Below are 14,779 nucleotides of genomic sequence, written 5' to 3'. Positions count from 1 at the left end.
TCAGGCAGCCCTTTGAGGAACCATCTTGAAAATCGATCCATTCGCCCCTTCGGCCACACCGCTCCCCCGAACGAACAAGGGCGCGTCGTCCTCGCCCGCCAGCGGCAGCGATGCCGTCCAGGGCGGCAGGAGCGCGGTGCAGCTCTCGTCGGCGCAGGTGCATTCGCTGCCCGAGGCGCCCAATTCCGACTTCGATGCGGCGCGCGTTGCCTCGATCCGCGAGGACATCCGGGCCGGGCGCTACGAAATCCACCCCGACCGGATCGCCCGCGGCCTGCTCGCCAGCGTGCGCGAACTGCTCTACGAAAACGGAAAGCTCTGAACGCCATGCTGGTTCATCTGTTGGCCGAGAAAACCTGTGTCGAGGAATTCCTGTCGGTGCTGGAGCAGGAAGCGCAGGCCATGAAGAACGGCCTCTTCGCCGACCTGCCCTCGCTCACCGGGCGCAAGGCCGGCCTGCTGGACCGCATGGCGGCACTCGACCAGGCGCGCGAATCGGCCCAGGTGGCACGGGGTTTCGAGCCCGGACGCGCGGGTGCCAATGCCGCCGCCGCGGCGGACGGCGAGGCCTCGCTTGCCGCCTGGACGGCGCTGGTCGAGCTTGCACAGCAGGCCAAGGCCTGCAACCGCCGCAATGGGTCGATGGTGTACAGCCAGCTCGACTTCACGCAGAACGCGCTGCACTACCTGCAGGCCAGCGCGCAGCCCTTCTACGGGCCGGACGGCATCCGCAAGGCCGCCAGCGCTGCGGGAACGCGGCTGGCGGTGGGTTACTAGAAGAAAGCCGGACGCTTCACTTGCGGGACTTGCCCGACTTGGGCGACGCCTCGAACAGTTCCGAGAAGAACGACGGATTCACCTCGCCGGAGTCCGCGGCGGGAGGGTTCGGCTCGCTCGAGGAAAGTTCCTGGAAATCCGACGACGCGAAGTGCGGCGGAACGTACACCCCGTGCTCGTCCCTCCTGACCAGGCCCCGGCGTTCCAGGTCCCGCATGGTCTTGTTGACCTGCATCCTGGAAAGCCCTGAATACGAGGCGATGACCGACTGGGTGATGCGCTTGTCGTAGCCGCCGTCGGTGCCCGGGGCCAGGACCGTGAGTTCGTGCAGGATGCGGCTGATGAGCCGCTCGGACGAGGCCGATGAAATCTGCCGTATCTGCCTGCGCAGCACCGTGGTGCGCTTCATCACCACGTCGAGCAGGCCCATCGTCACGGCCGGGTAGCGGTCGCACAAAGACCGGAACTCCACCGTGGGCACCAGATACAGGGAGGTGGGCAATGCCGCAACCAGTGTCGCGCCGGCCTGGTAGCGCTCCTCGATCAGGGCGGAGTTCAGGAAGAAGTCGTCCTGCCGGATGAAATCGGTGGTGACGTCGCCGCTGTCCTCGCTCCCCTGCACCACCACCCGCAGCAGGCCGGTGGCCACGCAGTAGATGCGGTCGGACCACTCGTCCGCACCCAGCACGACTTCGTTGCGCCGGTAGGACCGCAGTTCGATGCGCTGGACAAAAGCTGCGCGCTCATCCGGGGGAACGCTGGCAATAAGAGGATGCAAATACATCTTGTACCGTCCATGGGCTGCCTGGCCGCATATTGGCTCAAAGCGGCTGCCTGCAACTCTTTCCGCTCTCTAAATGTGAATATTTACCAGATGAGATTCATATGTTAACTGCTAGTAACATCTGGACACGTAACATCATCGCATGACTTGGCGGAATCCATCTACTTGCGCCAGCCGCCAGACGCCAGCCATTGGCTTGTACCGCATGCGATCACAAGCGCCGCGTAGGTGGCCATCGCGCCGTCGCGGCCCCAAAAGACCACGCCGCCCAGCAGCACCAGCGCTCCCACGCCCGAATTGATCGCGCCTTGGACCCACCATGCAGGCGCGCCGGCCTTTCGCCGGAAGACCCGGCCCATGAGCGCGCACAGGAAGCCGACGGTCAGCGCCGGCGCCACGAAGTTCAGCAGGTGATTGAGAAGATCCAGCAGGGACATGGGTAGGAATGGGTATGAGGCCGCCGGACAAAGGCAAGGGCGCTCGCGGCGCCCTTGTGTTCTCGAGTTGCTTGCGGCCAAGCCCCTCGGCAGCCGCATGAATCCTGCTGATTTTATAATCAGTGGATATGTCAGTCTGGACCCTCGGGTTGAACCACACGACCGCGCCGCTCGATCTGCGCGGTCGTTTCGCGTTCGCGCTCGATCAGCTGGCTCCCACGCTGCAGAGCCTGCGCAGCTCATTCGCCACCGGACGCCATCCGCAGGTCGAAGCCGCGATCATCTCGACCTGCAACCGCACCGAAATCTACTGCGCCGCCGAGCATGCAGCGCTCGACCACACGGTCGGCTGGCTGGCCGAGAGCGGCGGCGTCGCGCCGGCGCTGCTGCGCTCGCATGCCTATGCGCTGCAGGACGACGAGGCGGCGCGCCACGTCTTCCGCGTGGCCAGCGGGCTCGATTCCATGGTGCTCGGCGAAGCCCAGATCCTCGGCCAGATGAAGGACGCCGTGCGCGCGGCCGAAACCGCCGGCGCGCTCGGCAGCACGCTCAACCAGCTGTTCCAGCGCTCGTTCGCGGTGGCGAAAGAGGTGCGCACCGCCACCGAGATCGGCGCGCATTCCATCAGCATGGCGGCGGCGGCCGTGCGGCTGGCCGGCCAGCTCTTCGAGGATCTGCACCAGACGCGCGTGCTGTTCGTCGGCGCGGGCGAAATGATCGACCTGGCCGCCACGCATTTCGCGGCCAGGGACCCGAAGTCCATCGCCATTGCCAACCGCACGCTCGAACGCGGCGAAAAGCTGGCCTCGCGCTTCGGCGGCGAGGCCATGCGGCTGGCCGATCTGCCGAACCGGTTGGCCGAGTTCGACATCGTGGTGAGCTGCACCGCCAGCACGCTGCCAATCATCGGGCTGGGCGCTGTCGAACGCGCGCTCAAGGCCCGCAAGCACCGCCCGATGTTCATGGTCGACCTGGCCGTGCCGCGCGACATCGAGCCCGAAGTGAAGGCGCTCGAAGACATCTATCTCTATACCGTCGACGACCTCGCCCAGGTGGTCCAGCAGGGCCAGGCCAACCGCCAGGCCGCCGTGGCGCAGGCCGAAGTCATCATCGACGCCGGCGTGCAGAGCTTCATGCACTGGCTGGGCCAGCGCGGCTCGGTGCCGCTGATCCAGCAGCTCAATGCCCAGGCCGACGAATGGCGCGCCACCGAAATGGCACGCGCGCGCAAGCTGCTGGCCAGGGGCGAGCCGGTCGATGCGGTGCTCGAAGCGATGTCGCGCGGGCTCACGCAAAAGATGATGCACGGCGCCATGGCCGAACTGCATGCGGGCGACGCCGCATCGCGCGAGCAGACCGCGCAGGCCATCTCGCGCCTCTTTCTGCGCAAAGAGCGTTAGCGACGCTCGCCAGCGGACCGGCCCCGCCGGCCGCGCTCCCGCATGCGCCCTGCCGCGGCACCGCGGCGCCCTTTCCCCATTTTTCCGAGCTCCTTTCCGCCGTGAAGACCTTTCTGCGCCACCAACTCGAACGCTACGTCCAGCGCCTGGGCGAACTCGACTTCCTGCTTTCGCGCGAAGACATCATGGGCGACATGGCGCAGTACCGCACCATCTCGCGCGAGCATGCCGAGATCACGCAGATCGCCGGCCGCTACGAGCGCTACAAGCAGCGCGAAGCCGACATCGCCGGCGCGGCGGAGATGCTCGACGACCCCGACATGGCCGAGATGGCGCGGGAAGAAATCGCGGGCGCAGAAGCCGAACTCGTGCAGCTCGAGGAAGAGCTGCAGCGCCTGCTGCTGCCGAAGGACCCCGACGACGCGCGCAATGCATTTCTCGAAATCCGTGCCGGCACGGGCGGCGACGAATCGGCGCTGTTCGCGGGCGACCTGCTGCGCATGTACACGCGCTATTGCGAGCGCGCCGGCTGGCGCTGCGAAGTGGTGAGCGAAAGCGAGAGCGAGCTCGGCGGCTACAAGGAAGTGGTGCTTCGCATCGTGGGCACCGACGTGTTCGGCCACCTGCGCTTCGAATCCGGCGGTCACCGCGTGCAGCGCGTGCCAGCCACCGAAACCCAGGGCCGCATCCACACCAGCGCCTGCACGGTGGCCGTGCTGGCCGAGCCCGACGAGACGGTGGCGGTGCAGATCAACCCGGCCGACCTGCGCATCGACACCTACCGCGCCAGCGGCGCGGGCGGCCAGCACATCAACAAGACCGATTCGGCCGTGCGCATCACGCACATTCCAACGGGCATCGTCGCCGAGTGCCAGGACGACCGCAGCCAGCACCGCAACAAGGCCAAGGCGCTGCAGGTGCTGTCGGCCCGCATTCAGGAAAAGGAGCGCAGCGAGCGCGCCGCCAAGGATGCCGCCATGCGCAAGGGCCTGATCGGCAGCGGCGACCGCTCCGACCGCATCCGCACCTACAACTTTCCGCAGGGCCGGCTCACCGACCACCGCATCAACCTCACGCTCTACAAGCTGCTGGCCATCATGGAAGGCGACCTCGGCGACGTGCTGGACGCGCTGCGCGCCGCGCGCGAGGCCGAGCAGCTGGCCGAGCTGGAATCGAGCCTGCCGGCATGACCATGGCAGCGACCACCACGCCATCCACCGTGGCCCAGGCGCTGGCCGCGGCCGTGGCACTGGGTATCGACCGGCTCGATGCGCAATTGCTGCTGCTGCATGCGCTGGGCCGCGCGCCGAACGACCGCGCATGGCTGCTGGCGCACGACACCGACGCCATTTCCGATGCGGCATGGTCCGCGCTCGCGGCGCAACTGTCGCGCCGGCTGGCGGGCGAGCCGGTGGCCTACCTGCTCGGCGAGAAGGAATTCCACGGCCTCGGCCTGCGCGTGGACGCACGGGTGCTGGTGCCGCGCCCGGACACCGAAACGCTGGTCGACTGGGCGCTGCAATGCCTCGAAGGCCGTGATGCCCCGCGCGTGCTCGACCTGGGCACCGGCAGCGGCGCCATCGCGCTGGCGCTGCAGCATGCGCGCCCCGATGCAGAGGTCGACGCGGTCGATGCCAGTGCCGATGCGCTGGCCGTCGCAGAGGCCAACGCACAGCGCCTGGGCCTGCCGGTGCGTTTCCGCCAGGCCCATTGGCTGGACGGCGCCGCCAGCGGCTACGCGGTCATCGCCAGCAATCCGCCCTACATCGCGGCCGACGACCCGCACCTGCCCGCGCTGCGGCACGAGCCCCTGGCCGCGCTGGTGGCCGGGCCCGACGGGCTGGTCGACATCCGCCAGATCGTGCAGCAGGCCCCGGACCATCTTTCCGATGGCGGCTGGCTGCTGCTCGAACATGGCCACGACCAGGCCATGGCCGTGCGCCAGCTGCTCGAGGCGCGCGGTTTCGCCCAAGTCCAAAGCCGCAACGACCTTGCCGGCATCCAGCGCTGCTCCGGCGGGATCTGGCGCACGGTGAAATAATCCCCTCAGTCCACTTTTCAGGAGTCCCCATGTCCGACGCCCAGCAACGCATCGACGATCTCGTCAAGTCCAACGACCTCGTTCTCTTCATGAAGGGGAATGCGAGCTTTCCGATGTGCGGCTTCTCCGGCCGCGCCATCCAGATCCTCAAGGCGGTCGGCGTCGACACCAAGACGCTCAAGACCGTCAACGTGCTCGAAGACGACGGCATCCGCCAGGGCATCAAGGAATACAGCAACTGGCCCACCATTCCCCAGCTCTACGTGAAGGGCGAATTCGTCGGCGGCTCGGACATCATGATGGAGATGTACGAGTCGGGCGAGCTGCAGCAAGTGCTGGGCGGCAGCAGCGCCGCCTGATTTCCGCGCCCGCCATGAGCCACGACCACGGCCATGACCACGAGGGCAAGGCCGCGCCGGCCTGGAAGCACGACGGCGTACGCGTGATCGCGGCCAACCAGCTCGACGCCAACACCGCCCAGACCCCCGGCATGAACCGAGCCGCGGCCATCAATTTCGCGCGCGTCGGTGCGCAGAAGCTCTGGGCCGGCACCGTCACCATCCATGCCGACGCCAAGACCGGTGCCCACCACCACGGGCACCTCGAATCGGTGATCTATGTGGTGCGCGGCCGAGCCCGCATGCGCTGGGGCGAGAAGCTCGAGTTCACGGCCGAGGCCGGCCCGGGCGACTTCATCTATGTGCCGCCCTACGTGCCGCACCAGGAAATCAACGCCAGCGCCACCGAGACGCTCGAATGCGTGCTGTGCCGCAGCGACGGCGAGGCCGTGGCCGTGAACCTCGACATCGAACCGGTGGAAAAACCCGAATCGGTACTTTGGGTCGACCCCACGCACCCGCACGGCGGGGTCTAGGCTCTCCCCCAGGCTGCGCGCACTTCGTGCTGCCGAGTCATGGCACCATGGTGCACTTCGCCGTGCCACCATGACTCTCACCCAAAGCCTGCTCATCATCGTTCTGCTGATCGCGATGAGCGCGTTCTTCTCCCTCGCCGAAATCACGCTGGCCGCCTCGCGCCGCCTGCGCCTGCGCCAGATGGCCGACGAGGGCGACTCACGCGCGGAGAAGGTGCTGCGGGTCCAGGAGCAGCCGGGCCACTACTTCACCGTGGTGCAGATCGGCCTCAACGCGGTGGCGATCCTCGGCGGCGTGGTGGGAGAGGGCTCGCTCAGCCCCTACTTCGCGCGCTTCTTCGAGAACTGGATGAGCGTGGAAGCCTCGGCGAACGTGGCCTTCCTGTGCTCGTTCGTGATCGTCATCGCGGTGTTCCTGGTGTTTGCCGACCTGTTCCCCAAGCGCCTGGGCATGAGCGACCCGGAGCGCATCGCGGTGCGCATGGTCGGGCCGATGCTGGTGCTGATCACCACCTTCAAGCCGCTGGTGTGGTTCTTCACGCGCTCCACCGACATGCTCTTCAAGCTGCTGGGCATGCCGCTGGTGCGCGACGACAAGATCACCTCGGCCGACATCCTGGCCATGACCGAAGCCGGCGCGCGCGCGGGCGTGCTCGCGGTGCGCGAGCAGCAGGTGATCGCCAACGTGTTCGAACTCGACACGCGGCTGGTCAGCAGCGTGATGACGGTGCGCGACAACATCGCCTGGTTCCTGCACGACGACCCGGAGTCGGTGCTGCGGGCGCGCATCGTGGCCGAGCCTTTTTCGGCCTATCCGGTGTGCGATGGCGACATCGACCATGTGCTCGGCTATGTCGACGCCAAGGAGATGTTCCAGCGCGTGCTGAGCGGCCAACCGCTGGCGATCGACCAGGGCCTGACGCTGCACAAGGCGCTGGTCATTCCCGACCGGCTCTCGCTCACCGAGGTGCTCGAGCAGTTCCAGCAGGCGCGCGAAGACTTCGCGATCATCGTCAACGAATACAGCATGGTGGTGGGCGTGATCACGCTCAACGACGTGATGAGCACGGTGATGGGCGACCTCGTCTCCACGCCCGACGAGGAGCAGATCGTGAAGCGCGACGAGAACTCGTGGCTGATCGACGGCGTCACGCCCATCCAGGACGTGCAGCGCGCACTGCACATCGAAGAAATGCCGCATCCGGACGACTACGAAACGCTGGCGGGCTTCCTGATGGTAATGCTGCGGCGGGTGCCCAAGCGCACCGACAGCGTGAGCTGGGGCGGCTACACCTTCGAGGTGATGGACGTCGACAGCTACCGTATCGACCAGGTGATGGTGACAAGGACCTAGCCCGAAAGACTTGGCTCGCCCCCAGTCTGCGCGGACTTCGTGTCGCTTCGCCTTCCCCCTACCGGGGGCAATACCAGCGGCCCGGCAAAGCCGGTTCCGCGGTATCACTTGACTCGCCCCCAGTCTGCGCGCACTTCGTGTCGCTTCGCCTTCCCCCTACCGGGGGCAATACCAGCGGCCCGGCAAAGCCGGTTCCGCGGTATTCCTGAAACAGATATTCAGGCTGCCGAGCGGTCCCGCTCGCGTTCTCGCGCCTTGTCGTCGTAGGCCCACAGCCGCTGGTTCGCGAACACGGCGTTCGGGTACGGCGACTTGCCGCGGCTGCCGTTGTAGCGGCCGAGGGTCATGTACAGGTCGCCGTTCTCGCGGTCGAGGTAGTGGCGCAGGATCACGCAGCCGAAGCGCAGGTTGGTCTGCATGTGAAAGAGCTTGGCCGGGTCGCTGTCGCCGATCACGCGGGTCCAGAACGGCATGACCTGCATGTAGCCGCGGGCGCCGGCGCTGGACACCGCGAACTTGCGGAAGTTGCTCTCGACCTGGACCAGTCCGAGCATCAGGCTCACGTCGAGCCCCGAGCGCTTGGCTTCGTACCAGACGGTCTGCAGGAACTCCTTGCGCGTGGGCCAGTCGGCGATCTTCTTCTTGAGGCGTTCGCTCATCTCGCCGAGCCAGCGCAGGTAGCTCAGGCGGGCTTCGGTGTTCGGGAACTCGGGCACCGGCGGTGCCTTGTTGTGCACGGCCGAACTCAGCGCGGTGCGCACAGAGTCGATCAGCGGCTCCTCGATCTGCGCGCCGGCCCGAGCGGCCCGCGGCAGCGACAGCGTGGCCAGGGCGCCCGCAGTCACGGCGACGCCCAGGCACCGGCGCCGCGAAAGGCCGCCCTCCAGGCTCATTTCGCGAGCTTGCCGGTGATGAACTCGGTGATGCCGGCCGCAGGCACCTTGGTGGCCGCCGTGTCGCGGCGGTGCTGGTATTCGAGCTGGCCTTCCTTCAGGCCGCGGTCGGAAATGACCACGCGGTGCGGCACGCCGATCAGCTCCCAGTCGGCGAACATCGCGCCCGGGCGCTCGCCGCGGTCGTCCAGCAGCACGTCGACGCCGGCCGCGAGCAGCTGCTCGTAGAGCGCTTCGGCGACCACCTTGACCTCGGGGCTGCGGTCCATGCCGATCGGGCAGACCACCACCGTGAACGGTGCCAGGGCGTCGGGCCAGATGATGCCGCGCTCGTCGTGGTTCTGCTCGATCGCGGCGGCGGGCAGGCGCGTGATGCCGATGCCGTAGCAGCCCATTTCGAGGAACTGCGGCTTGCCGCTTTCGTCGAGGTAGGTGGCGTTCATGTCCTTGCTGTACTTGGTGCCGAGCACGAACACGTGGCCCACCTCGATGCCGCGCTCGATGGCGAGCACGCCCTTGCCGTCGGGCGAGGCGTCGCCCGCCACCACGTTGCGCAGGTCGGCCACCAGCTCGGGCTCGGGCAGGTCGCGGCCCCAGTTGACGCCGGTCATGTGGAAGTCGATCTCGTTGGCGCCGGTGATCCAGTCGGCCAGCACCGCCGCTTCGCGGTCGGCCACGAGCTTGACCGGCTTCTTCAGGTTCAGCGGGCCGAGGTAGCCGGGCTTGCAGCCGAAGTGTTCGTCGATTTCGGCCAGTGTTGCAAAGCGGAAGCCCTGGTCCAGGCCCGGCACCTTGCCGACCTTGATCTCGTTCATGTCGTGGTCGCCGCGCAAGAGCAGCAGCCAGACCTGCGAGCCCTTCGGGTTGCCGGCCTCGTCGACGATGTCGGTGGCCAGCACCAGCGACTTGACCGTGGTCGACAGCGGCACGCCGAGCAGTTCGGCCACATCGGCGCACGTGGCCTTGCCGGGGGTCGGGGTCTTTTCGAGCGCCTTGGCCGCCGCGGGGCGCGGGCCGGCCGGCGCGAGCGCCTCGGCCTTCTCCATGTTGGCCGCGTAGTCGCTGCCGGGGCAGTAGACGATGGCGTCTTCGCCGGTGGCCGCAATCACCTGGAACTCTTCGCTCAGGTCGCCGCCGATGGCGCCGCTGTCGGCCGCCACGGCGCGGTAGCGCAGGCCGAAGCGGTCGAAGATGCGGCGGTAGGCGTCGGCCATGACCTGGTAGCTGGCCTTGGCTGCGCCCAGGTCGCGGTCGAAGCTGTAGGCGTCCTTCATGATGAACTCACGCCCGCGCATCAGGCCGAAGCGCGGACGGCGCTCGTCGCGGAACTTGGTCTGGATCTGGTAGAAATTCTTCGGCAGCTGCTTGTAGCTGCGGATTTCCTGGCGCGCGATGTCGGTCACCACCTCTTCGCTGGTGGGCTGGACCACGAAGTCGCGGTCATGGCGATCCTTGATGCGCAGCAGCTCGGGGCCCATCTTGTCGAAGCGGCCGGTCTCCTGCCAGAACTCGGCCGGCTGCACCACGGGCATCGCGAGCTCGACGGCGCCGGCGCGGTTCATTTCCTCGCGCACGATCGCCTCGACCTTGCGGATCACGCGCAGCCCCATCGGCATGTAGGTGTAGATGCCCGTGCCGAGCTTCTTGATCATGCCCGCGCGCATCATGAGCCGATGGCTCGCGACCTCGGCGTCGGCGGGCGCTTCCTTGAGGGTGGAGACAAAAAATCGGGAAGCTTTCATCGGGATCGCGCTGGTGGATTCAAAGTCGTAGGGAAGACGGATGCCGGCAGGGAGACCTCCGGGAACCCGCGGGCCTCGAACTGGCCGCTTGCCGTGTGCAACCCGGCATGCATAATCGACTCAGTTCAAAAATTGGGGTTTGATTATGCTCGACCGGGACGGCTTCAGGCCCAACGTCGGCATCATCCTGCTCAACCAGAGAAACCAGGTTTTCTGGGGCAAACGCATACGCACGCATTCCTGGCAGTTTCCGCAAGGCGGCATAGACCGCGGCGAAAGTCCCGAGCAAGCCATGTTCCGGGAACTGCACGAGGAAGTCGGGCTCCATCCGGAGCACGTGCGCATCGTGGCCCGTACCCGTGACTGGTTGCGCTACGAGGTGCCGGATCGGTTCATCCGCCGTGACGCACGGGGCCACTACAAGGGCCAGAAGCAAATCTGGTATTTACTGCAATTGATCGGTCACGACTGGGATCTGAACCTGCGCGCGACCGACCACCCCGAATTCGACGCCTGGCGATGGCACGACTACTGGGTGCCGCTCGATGTGGTCGTCGAATTCAAACGCGGCGTCTACGAGATGGCACTGACCGAGCTTGCTCGCTACCTGCCGCGGCAGGATTTCCGCAACCGCTTCCTGCGCAGCAATGTGCGCGCCCGAGAGTTCGAGCGCCACACGCCCGACGGCGGCGCGCCCGCGGGGCTGGACCTGCCGCCCGGCGGCAGTTTCGACCCGCATCCCGACATTAATTCCGCGAGCGATGAACCTTCTCCTCCCCACAACAAAGCGCCCTTCTTTCCGTCGCAGCACTGAGAGCGCGCTGCTCGTGGTATGCCTGGCCCTGCTTGCCGGATGCGCATCGGGCACACACGACACGGACAATCCCGACTGGGCGCAGGCCGGCATGCCGCCGCCGCCCAAGCGCTACGAGACGGACGCCGAATGGAAGGAAAGCGAAGCCCCGCCGCCGCCAGCCTTCGACGTCAAGCGCCTCGAGCCGATCGCGATGCCGCCCTACATGTCGCTGAAGTTCGGCGTCGATCCGGCCACCATCACGATCACCGGCGACGGCGTGGTGCGCTACGTGGTGGTCGCGACCAGCCGCAGTGGCGGGGACGCGGCGCTGAACGCTTTCTACGAAGGCGTGCGCTGCTCGACCGACGAGGTGAAGAGCTACGCGCGATACAACAACGGCGCCTGGAGCAAGGTCGAACGGCCCGAGTGGAAGAGCTTCCGCGACCTGAACTCGAGCTATGCCAGGCAGCTGGCGCAACAGGGCCTGTGCCGCGGCCATGCGCCCCGCGTCTCGGTCAAGGACATGGTCACGAACATGCGAGACCCGGCACGCCAGCTGCAATAAGGCAGGGCGGCAGACGATCGAACGGGGCCTTGAAGGGCCCCGTTTCCATTCCAACCCGGCCTCAGCTGCGCATCAGCACCATGTTGTCGCGGTGGACCATTTCCGGCTCCGCCACGTAGCCCAGCAAGCGCTCGAATTCCGACGAGGGCTTGCGGCACAGCAGCCGGGCCTCGACGCTCGAATAATTGGCCAGACCGCGGGCGAGTTCGACCCCGTCGGCATCGCGCACGGCGATCACGTCGCCGCGCGAAAACTCTCCCGAGACACCCGTCATGCCGATCGGCAGCAGGCTCTTGCCCTCGGCACGCACCTTGGCCGCCGCACCCGCATCGACGGTGACCGCACCGCGCAGTTGCAGGTGGTCCGCCATCCAGCGCTTGCGCGCCTGGTGCTTGGCCGTCTGCGCCACCAGCAGCGTGCCAATGGATTCGCCGCGCGTCAGGCGCAGCAAAGCGTCGGTCTCGCGCCCCCAGGCGATCACGGTGGAGGCGCCCGAGCCGGCCGCGCGCTTGGCCGCGAGGATCTTGGTGATCATGCCGCCGCGGCCGAGGCTGGAGCCCGCCCCGCCCGCCATGGCTTCGAGCGCCGGATCGCCGGCCGCCGCCTCGTGCACGAATTTCGCGTCCGGATCCTTGCGCGGGTCGGCCGTGTAGAGGCCTTTCTGGTCCGTGAGGATGACCAGTGCGTCGGCTTCGACCAGGTTGGCCACCAGCGCGCCCAGCGTGTCGTTGTCGCCGAACTTGATCTCGTCGTTGACGACGGTGTCGTTCTCGTTGATGACCGGCACCACGCCCAGCCTGAGCAGCGTGACGAGGGTCGAGCGCGCGTTGAGATAACGCTCGCGGTCGGCCAGGTCGGCATGGGTGAGCAGCACCTGGGCACTGCCGATCTGGTTCTCGCGCAGCTTGGTCTCGTACATCTGGGCCAGGCCCATCTGCCCGACGGCCGCGGCGGCCTGGAGTTCGTGCACCTCGTGCGGCCGCGTGCGCCAGCCCAGGCGCTTCATGCCTTCGGCGATGGCGCCGCTGGACACCATGACCACCTCGCGCCCGTCGCGCACCAGCACCGCCAGTTGCCGGCACCATTCGCCGATGGCAGCCTCGTCGAGGCCGCGCCCCTCGTTGGTCACGAGGCTGGAGCCCACCTTGACGACGATACGGCGGGCATCCCGCAAGGCAGTGGATCCGGAGTTCGAGGTCATGGAAGGGTGCGACGGTCGTGAATGCTGCGTGGGGAGTCGGGATTCAGGAGGATGGATCGGGCGGCAGCTCGACAAAGCGCGGATCGACCTCGACCGGCACCTGCTCCGCCGCATGCTGCGCCTTGACCTGCTGGTACACCGCCTGCACCAGGTGCTCGCAGCCTTCGCGCGTGAGCGCGGAGATTTCGAACACCGGGCCCTTGAAGCGCAGGCGCTTGACGAAATCCTTCACGAGCGCAGCGCGCTCGTCCGCGGGCACCATGTCGAGCTTGTTCAGCACCAGCCAGCGCGGCTTTTCGTAGAGCGCGGCGTCGTACTTCTTCAGTTCGCCGACGATGGCCTTTGCTTGGGCAACCGGATCGACGGCGTCGTCGAACGGCGCCATGTCGATCACATGCAGCAGCAGCCGCGTGCGCTGCAGGTGGCGCAGGAAGAGGTGGCCGAGGCCCGCGCCTTCGGATGCGCCCTCGATCAGGCCCGGCAGGTCGGCCACCACGAAGCTCTGCTCCGGGCCGACGCGCACGACACCGAGGTTCGGGTGCAGCGTGGTGAAGGGATAGTCGGCGATGCGCGGCCGCGCGTTCGAGATGGCGCTGATCAAGGTCGACTTGCCCGCATTCGGCATACCCAGCAGGCCGACATCGGCCAGCACCTTGAGTTCGAGCTTGAGGCTCTTCTTCTCGCCGGGCCAGCCCGGGGTCTTCTGGCGCGGGGCACGGTTGATGGCGCTCTTGAAGCGCATGTTGCCGAAGCCGCCGTCGCCACCCTTGGCAATGGTGACGACCTCGCCTTCCGTCAGCATCTCGTACAGCACTTCACCGGTCTCGGCGTCGCTGATGATGGTGCCGACGGGCATCTTGAGCAGGATGTCGTCACCCGCGGCGCCGAACATGTCGGAGCCCATGCCGTGCTCGCCGCGCCTGGCCTCGTGGCGGCGCGAGTAGCGGAAGTCGACCAGGGTGTTGAGATTGGAATCGGCCACCGCGTAGACGTGGCCGCCGCGGCCGCCGTCGCCGCCATTGGGGCCGCCGAATTCCTTGTATTTTTCATGACGGAACGACACGCAGCCGTTGCCGCCATCGCCTGCGGCGATGTCGATGAAGGCTTCGTCGACGAACTTCATGGGGTATCCAGTGTACAAATGAAGAAGCCCCGACCAAGCGGGGCTTCGAGCTGATCGAAGTGACTTGCGCTTATGCCGCGGGAGTCACGTTGACCAGGTGCTTGTTCAGCGCGCCCTTCACACCGAACGACACATGGCCGTCAACCAGTGCAAACAGCGTGTGGTCCTTGCCCACGCCGACGTTCACGCCGGGGTGGAACCGAGTGCCGCGCTGGCGCACGATGATCGAGCCTGCGCTGATCAGTTCGCCGCCGAAGGCCTTCACACCGAGCATCTTGGGCTTGGAATCGCGCCCGTTTCGCGTTGAGCCGCCGCCTTTTTTCTGTGCCATGGAATCTGCTCCTTAGCCAGCGATCGCGCCGATTTGCAGTTCGGTGAACTGCTGGCGATGGCCTTGACGTTTCTGATAGTGCTTGCGACGGCGCATCTTGAAGATGCCGACCTTGTCGTGCTTGCCGTGCGACAGTACCGTGACTGTCACCGTTGCGCCGGACACCAGGGGCGTACCGATCTTGATTTCACTGCCGTTGCCGACTGCGAGAACCTGATCGATCACGATTTCCTGGCCTACATCCGCAGCAATCTGTTCTACTTTAATTTTTTCGCCGGAAGCAACGCGATACTGCTTGCCGCCGGTTTTTATGACCGCGTACATGTGAACCTCTTGGGGAATATGAGCTCCACGGCGAATTCCGCAGAGCCCTAGATTCTAGCACGGTTTGCACGCGCTAACATGGTTTGAGCCGAAGGGCCGCCGGGCCGGTGTGCGCTCCTCCCTATAATCTGCGCCTT

At 66.6% G+C, this 14,779-nt stretch carries 18 protein-coding genes; 10 read left to right on the top strand and 8 right to left on the bottom strand.

The window, feature by feature from the left end:
* The first annotated feature begins 25 nt into the window (after positions 1 to 25).
* Positions 26 to 322 carry a flagellar biosynthesis anti-sigma factor FlgM gene (gene flgM, locus QFZ47_RS17875; protein WP_307656892.1) on the top strand — a complete coding sequence of 99 codons (297 nt, stop codon included), beginning with the start codon at positions 26 to 28 and terminating at the stop codon, positions 320 to 322.
* 5 nt (positions 323 to 327) lie between these two features.
* On the top strand, positions 328 to 777 hold the full coding sequence (locus QFZ47_RS17870; RefSeq protein ID WP_307656891.1) for a flagella synthesis protein FlgN: 450 nt from the start codon (positions 328 to 330) through the stop codon (positions 775 to 777).
* A gap of 16 nt (positions 778 to 793) precedes the next feature.
* Here the strand turns inward: QFZ47_RS17870 and QFZ47_RS17865 are convergent, their stop codons facing one another.
* Complete coding sequence (locus QFZ47_RS17865) at positions 794 to 1,561, bottom strand: Crp/Fnr family transcriptional regulator (RefSeq protein ID WP_307656890.1); 768 nt, start codon at positions 1,559 to 1,561, stop codon at positions 794 to 796.
* Positions 1,562 to 1,722: 161 nt separating this feature from the next.
* On the bottom strand, positions 1,723 to 1,998 hold the full coding sequence (locus tag QFZ47_RS17860; protein ID WP_307656889.1) for a hypothetical protein: 276 nt from the start codon (positions 1,996 to 1,998) through the stop codon (positions 1,723 to 1,725).
* 128 nt (positions 1,999 to 2,126) lie between these two features.
* Between QFZ47_RS17860 and hemA the strand changes: the two genes are divergently transcribed.
* The 6 genes from hemA to paeA all read left to right on the top strand — a co-directional run bounded on the left by hemA (position 2,127) and on the right by paeA (position 7,667).
* Positions 2,127 to 3,398 carry a glutamyl-tRNA reductase gene (gene hemA / locus QFZ47_RS17855; protein ID WP_307656888.1) on the top strand — a complete coding sequence of 424 codons (1,272 nt, stop codon included), beginning with the start codon at positions 2,127 to 2,129 and terminating at the stop codon, positions 3,396 to 3,398.
* A 101-nt stretch (positions 3,399 to 3,499) separates the two neighbouring features.
* Positions 3,500 to 4,588 (top strand): peptide chain release factor 1, encoded by a 1,089-nt coding sequence (gene prfA / locus QFZ47_RS17850; RefSeq protein ID WP_307656887.1) that lies wholly within the window; start codon positions 3,500 to 3,502, stop codon positions 4,586 to 4,588.
* A gap of 2 nt (positions 4,589 to 4,590) precedes the next feature.
* Positions 4,591 to 5,439: a peptide chain release factor N(5)-glutamine methyltransferase gene (gene prmC, locus QFZ47_RS17845; protein WP_307656886.1), complete on the top strand. Its 849-nt coding sequence runs from the start codon at positions 4,591 to 4,593 to the stop codon at positions 5,437 to 5,439.
* A 29-nt stretch (positions 5,440 to 5,468) separates the two neighbouring features.
* Positions 5,469 to 5,798, top strand: a complete 330-nt coding sequence (gene grxD / locus QFZ47_RS17840) for a Grx4 family monothiol glutaredoxin (RefSeq protein WP_307656885.1) — start codon at positions 5,469 to 5,471, stop codon at positions 5,796 to 5,798.
* Between the two features lie 14 nt (positions 5,799 to 5,812).
* Positions 5,813 to 6,313, top strand: a complete 501-nt coding sequence (locus tag QFZ47_RS17835; protein WP_307656884.1) for a cupin domain-containing protein — start codon at positions 5,813 to 5,815, stop codon at positions 6,311 to 6,313.
* 70 nt (positions 6,314 to 6,383) lie between these two features.
* Complete coding sequence (gene paeA / locus QFZ47_RS17830; RefSeq protein WP_307656883.1) at positions 6,384 to 7,667, top strand: polyamine export protein PaeA; 1,284 nt, start codon at positions 6,384 to 6,386, stop codon at positions 7,665 to 7,667.
* A 218-nt stretch (positions 7,668 to 7,885) separates the two neighbouring features.
* On the opposite strand, the gene QFZ47_RS17825 is transcribed toward paeA, so the two are convergent.
* A complete protein-coding gene (locus tag QFZ47_RS17825; protein WP_307656882.1) occupies positions 7,886 to 8,560 on the bottom strand; it encodes a lytic transglycosylase domain-containing protein in 675 nt (224 codons plus the stop codon).
* Positions 8,557 to 10,302 carry a proline--tRNA ligase gene (locus QFZ47_RS17820; RefSeq protein ID WP_307656881.1) on the bottom strand — a complete coding sequence of 582 codons (1,746 nt, stop codon included), beginning with the start codon at positions 10,300 to 10,302 and terminating at the stop codon, positions 8,557 to 8,559. The genes QFZ47_RS17825 and QFZ47_RS17820 overlap by 4 nt, the downstream gene beginning before the upstream one ends.
* A 145-nt stretch (positions 10,303 to 10,447) precedes the next feature.
* Between QFZ47_RS17820 and QFZ47_RS17815 the strand changes: the two genes are divergently transcribed.
* Positions 10,448 to 11,116, top strand: a complete 669-nt coding sequence (locus tag QFZ47_RS17815) for an RNA pyrophosphohydrolase (protein ID WP_307658961.1) — start codon at positions 10,448 to 10,450, stop codon at positions 11,114 to 11,116.
* A gap of 13 nt (positions 11,117 to 11,129) precedes the next feature.
* On the top strand, positions 11,130 to 11,663 hold the full coding sequence (locus QFZ47_RS17810) for a CNP1-like family protein (RefSeq protein WP_307656880.1): 534 nt from the start codon (positions 11,130 to 11,132) through the stop codon (positions 11,661 to 11,663).
* Between the two features lie 61 nt (positions 11,664 to 11,724).
* On the opposite strand, the gene proB is transcribed toward QFZ47_RS17810, so the two are convergent.
* The 4 genes from proB to rplU form a co-directional block, all read right to left on the bottom strand.
* Positions 11,725 to 12,864: a glutamate 5-kinase gene (gene proB / locus QFZ47_RS17805; RefSeq protein WP_307656879.1), complete on the bottom strand. Its 1,140-nt coding sequence runs from the start codon at positions 12,862 to 12,864 to the stop codon at positions 11,725 to 11,727.
* Positions 12,865 to 12,907: 43 nt separating this feature from the next.
* Complete coding sequence (gene cgtA, locus QFZ47_RS17800; protein ID WP_307656878.1) at positions 12,908 to 13,987, bottom strand: Obg family GTPase CgtA; 1,080 nt, start codon at positions 13,985 to 13,987, stop codon at positions 12,908 to 12,910.
* Positions 13,988 to 14,057: 70 nt separating this feature from the next.
* Complete coding sequence (gene rpmA / locus QFZ47_RS17795) at positions 14,058 to 14,318, bottom strand: 50S ribosomal protein L27 (RefSeq protein WP_307656877.1); 261 nt, start codon at positions 14,316 to 14,318, stop codon at positions 14,058 to 14,060.
* 12 nt (positions 14,319 to 14,330) lie between these two features.
* Complete coding sequence (gene rplU / locus QFZ47_RS17790; RefSeq protein WP_015866992.1) at positions 14,331 to 14,642, bottom strand: 50S ribosomal protein L21; 312 nt, start codon at positions 14,640 to 14,642, stop codon at positions 14,331 to 14,333.
* Between the last annotated feature and the right edge of the window lie 137 nt (positions 14,643 to 14,779).

Source organism: Variovorax paradoxus, from assembly GCF_030815975.1.
Taxonomy (GTDB): Bacteria; Pseudomonadota; Gammaproteobacteria; order Burkholderiales; family Burkholderiaceae_C; genus Variovorax; species Variovorax paradoxus_N.
Note: the sequence above shows the minus strand (reverse complement) of the source record. Positions and strands in the feature narration are given on the sequence as shown.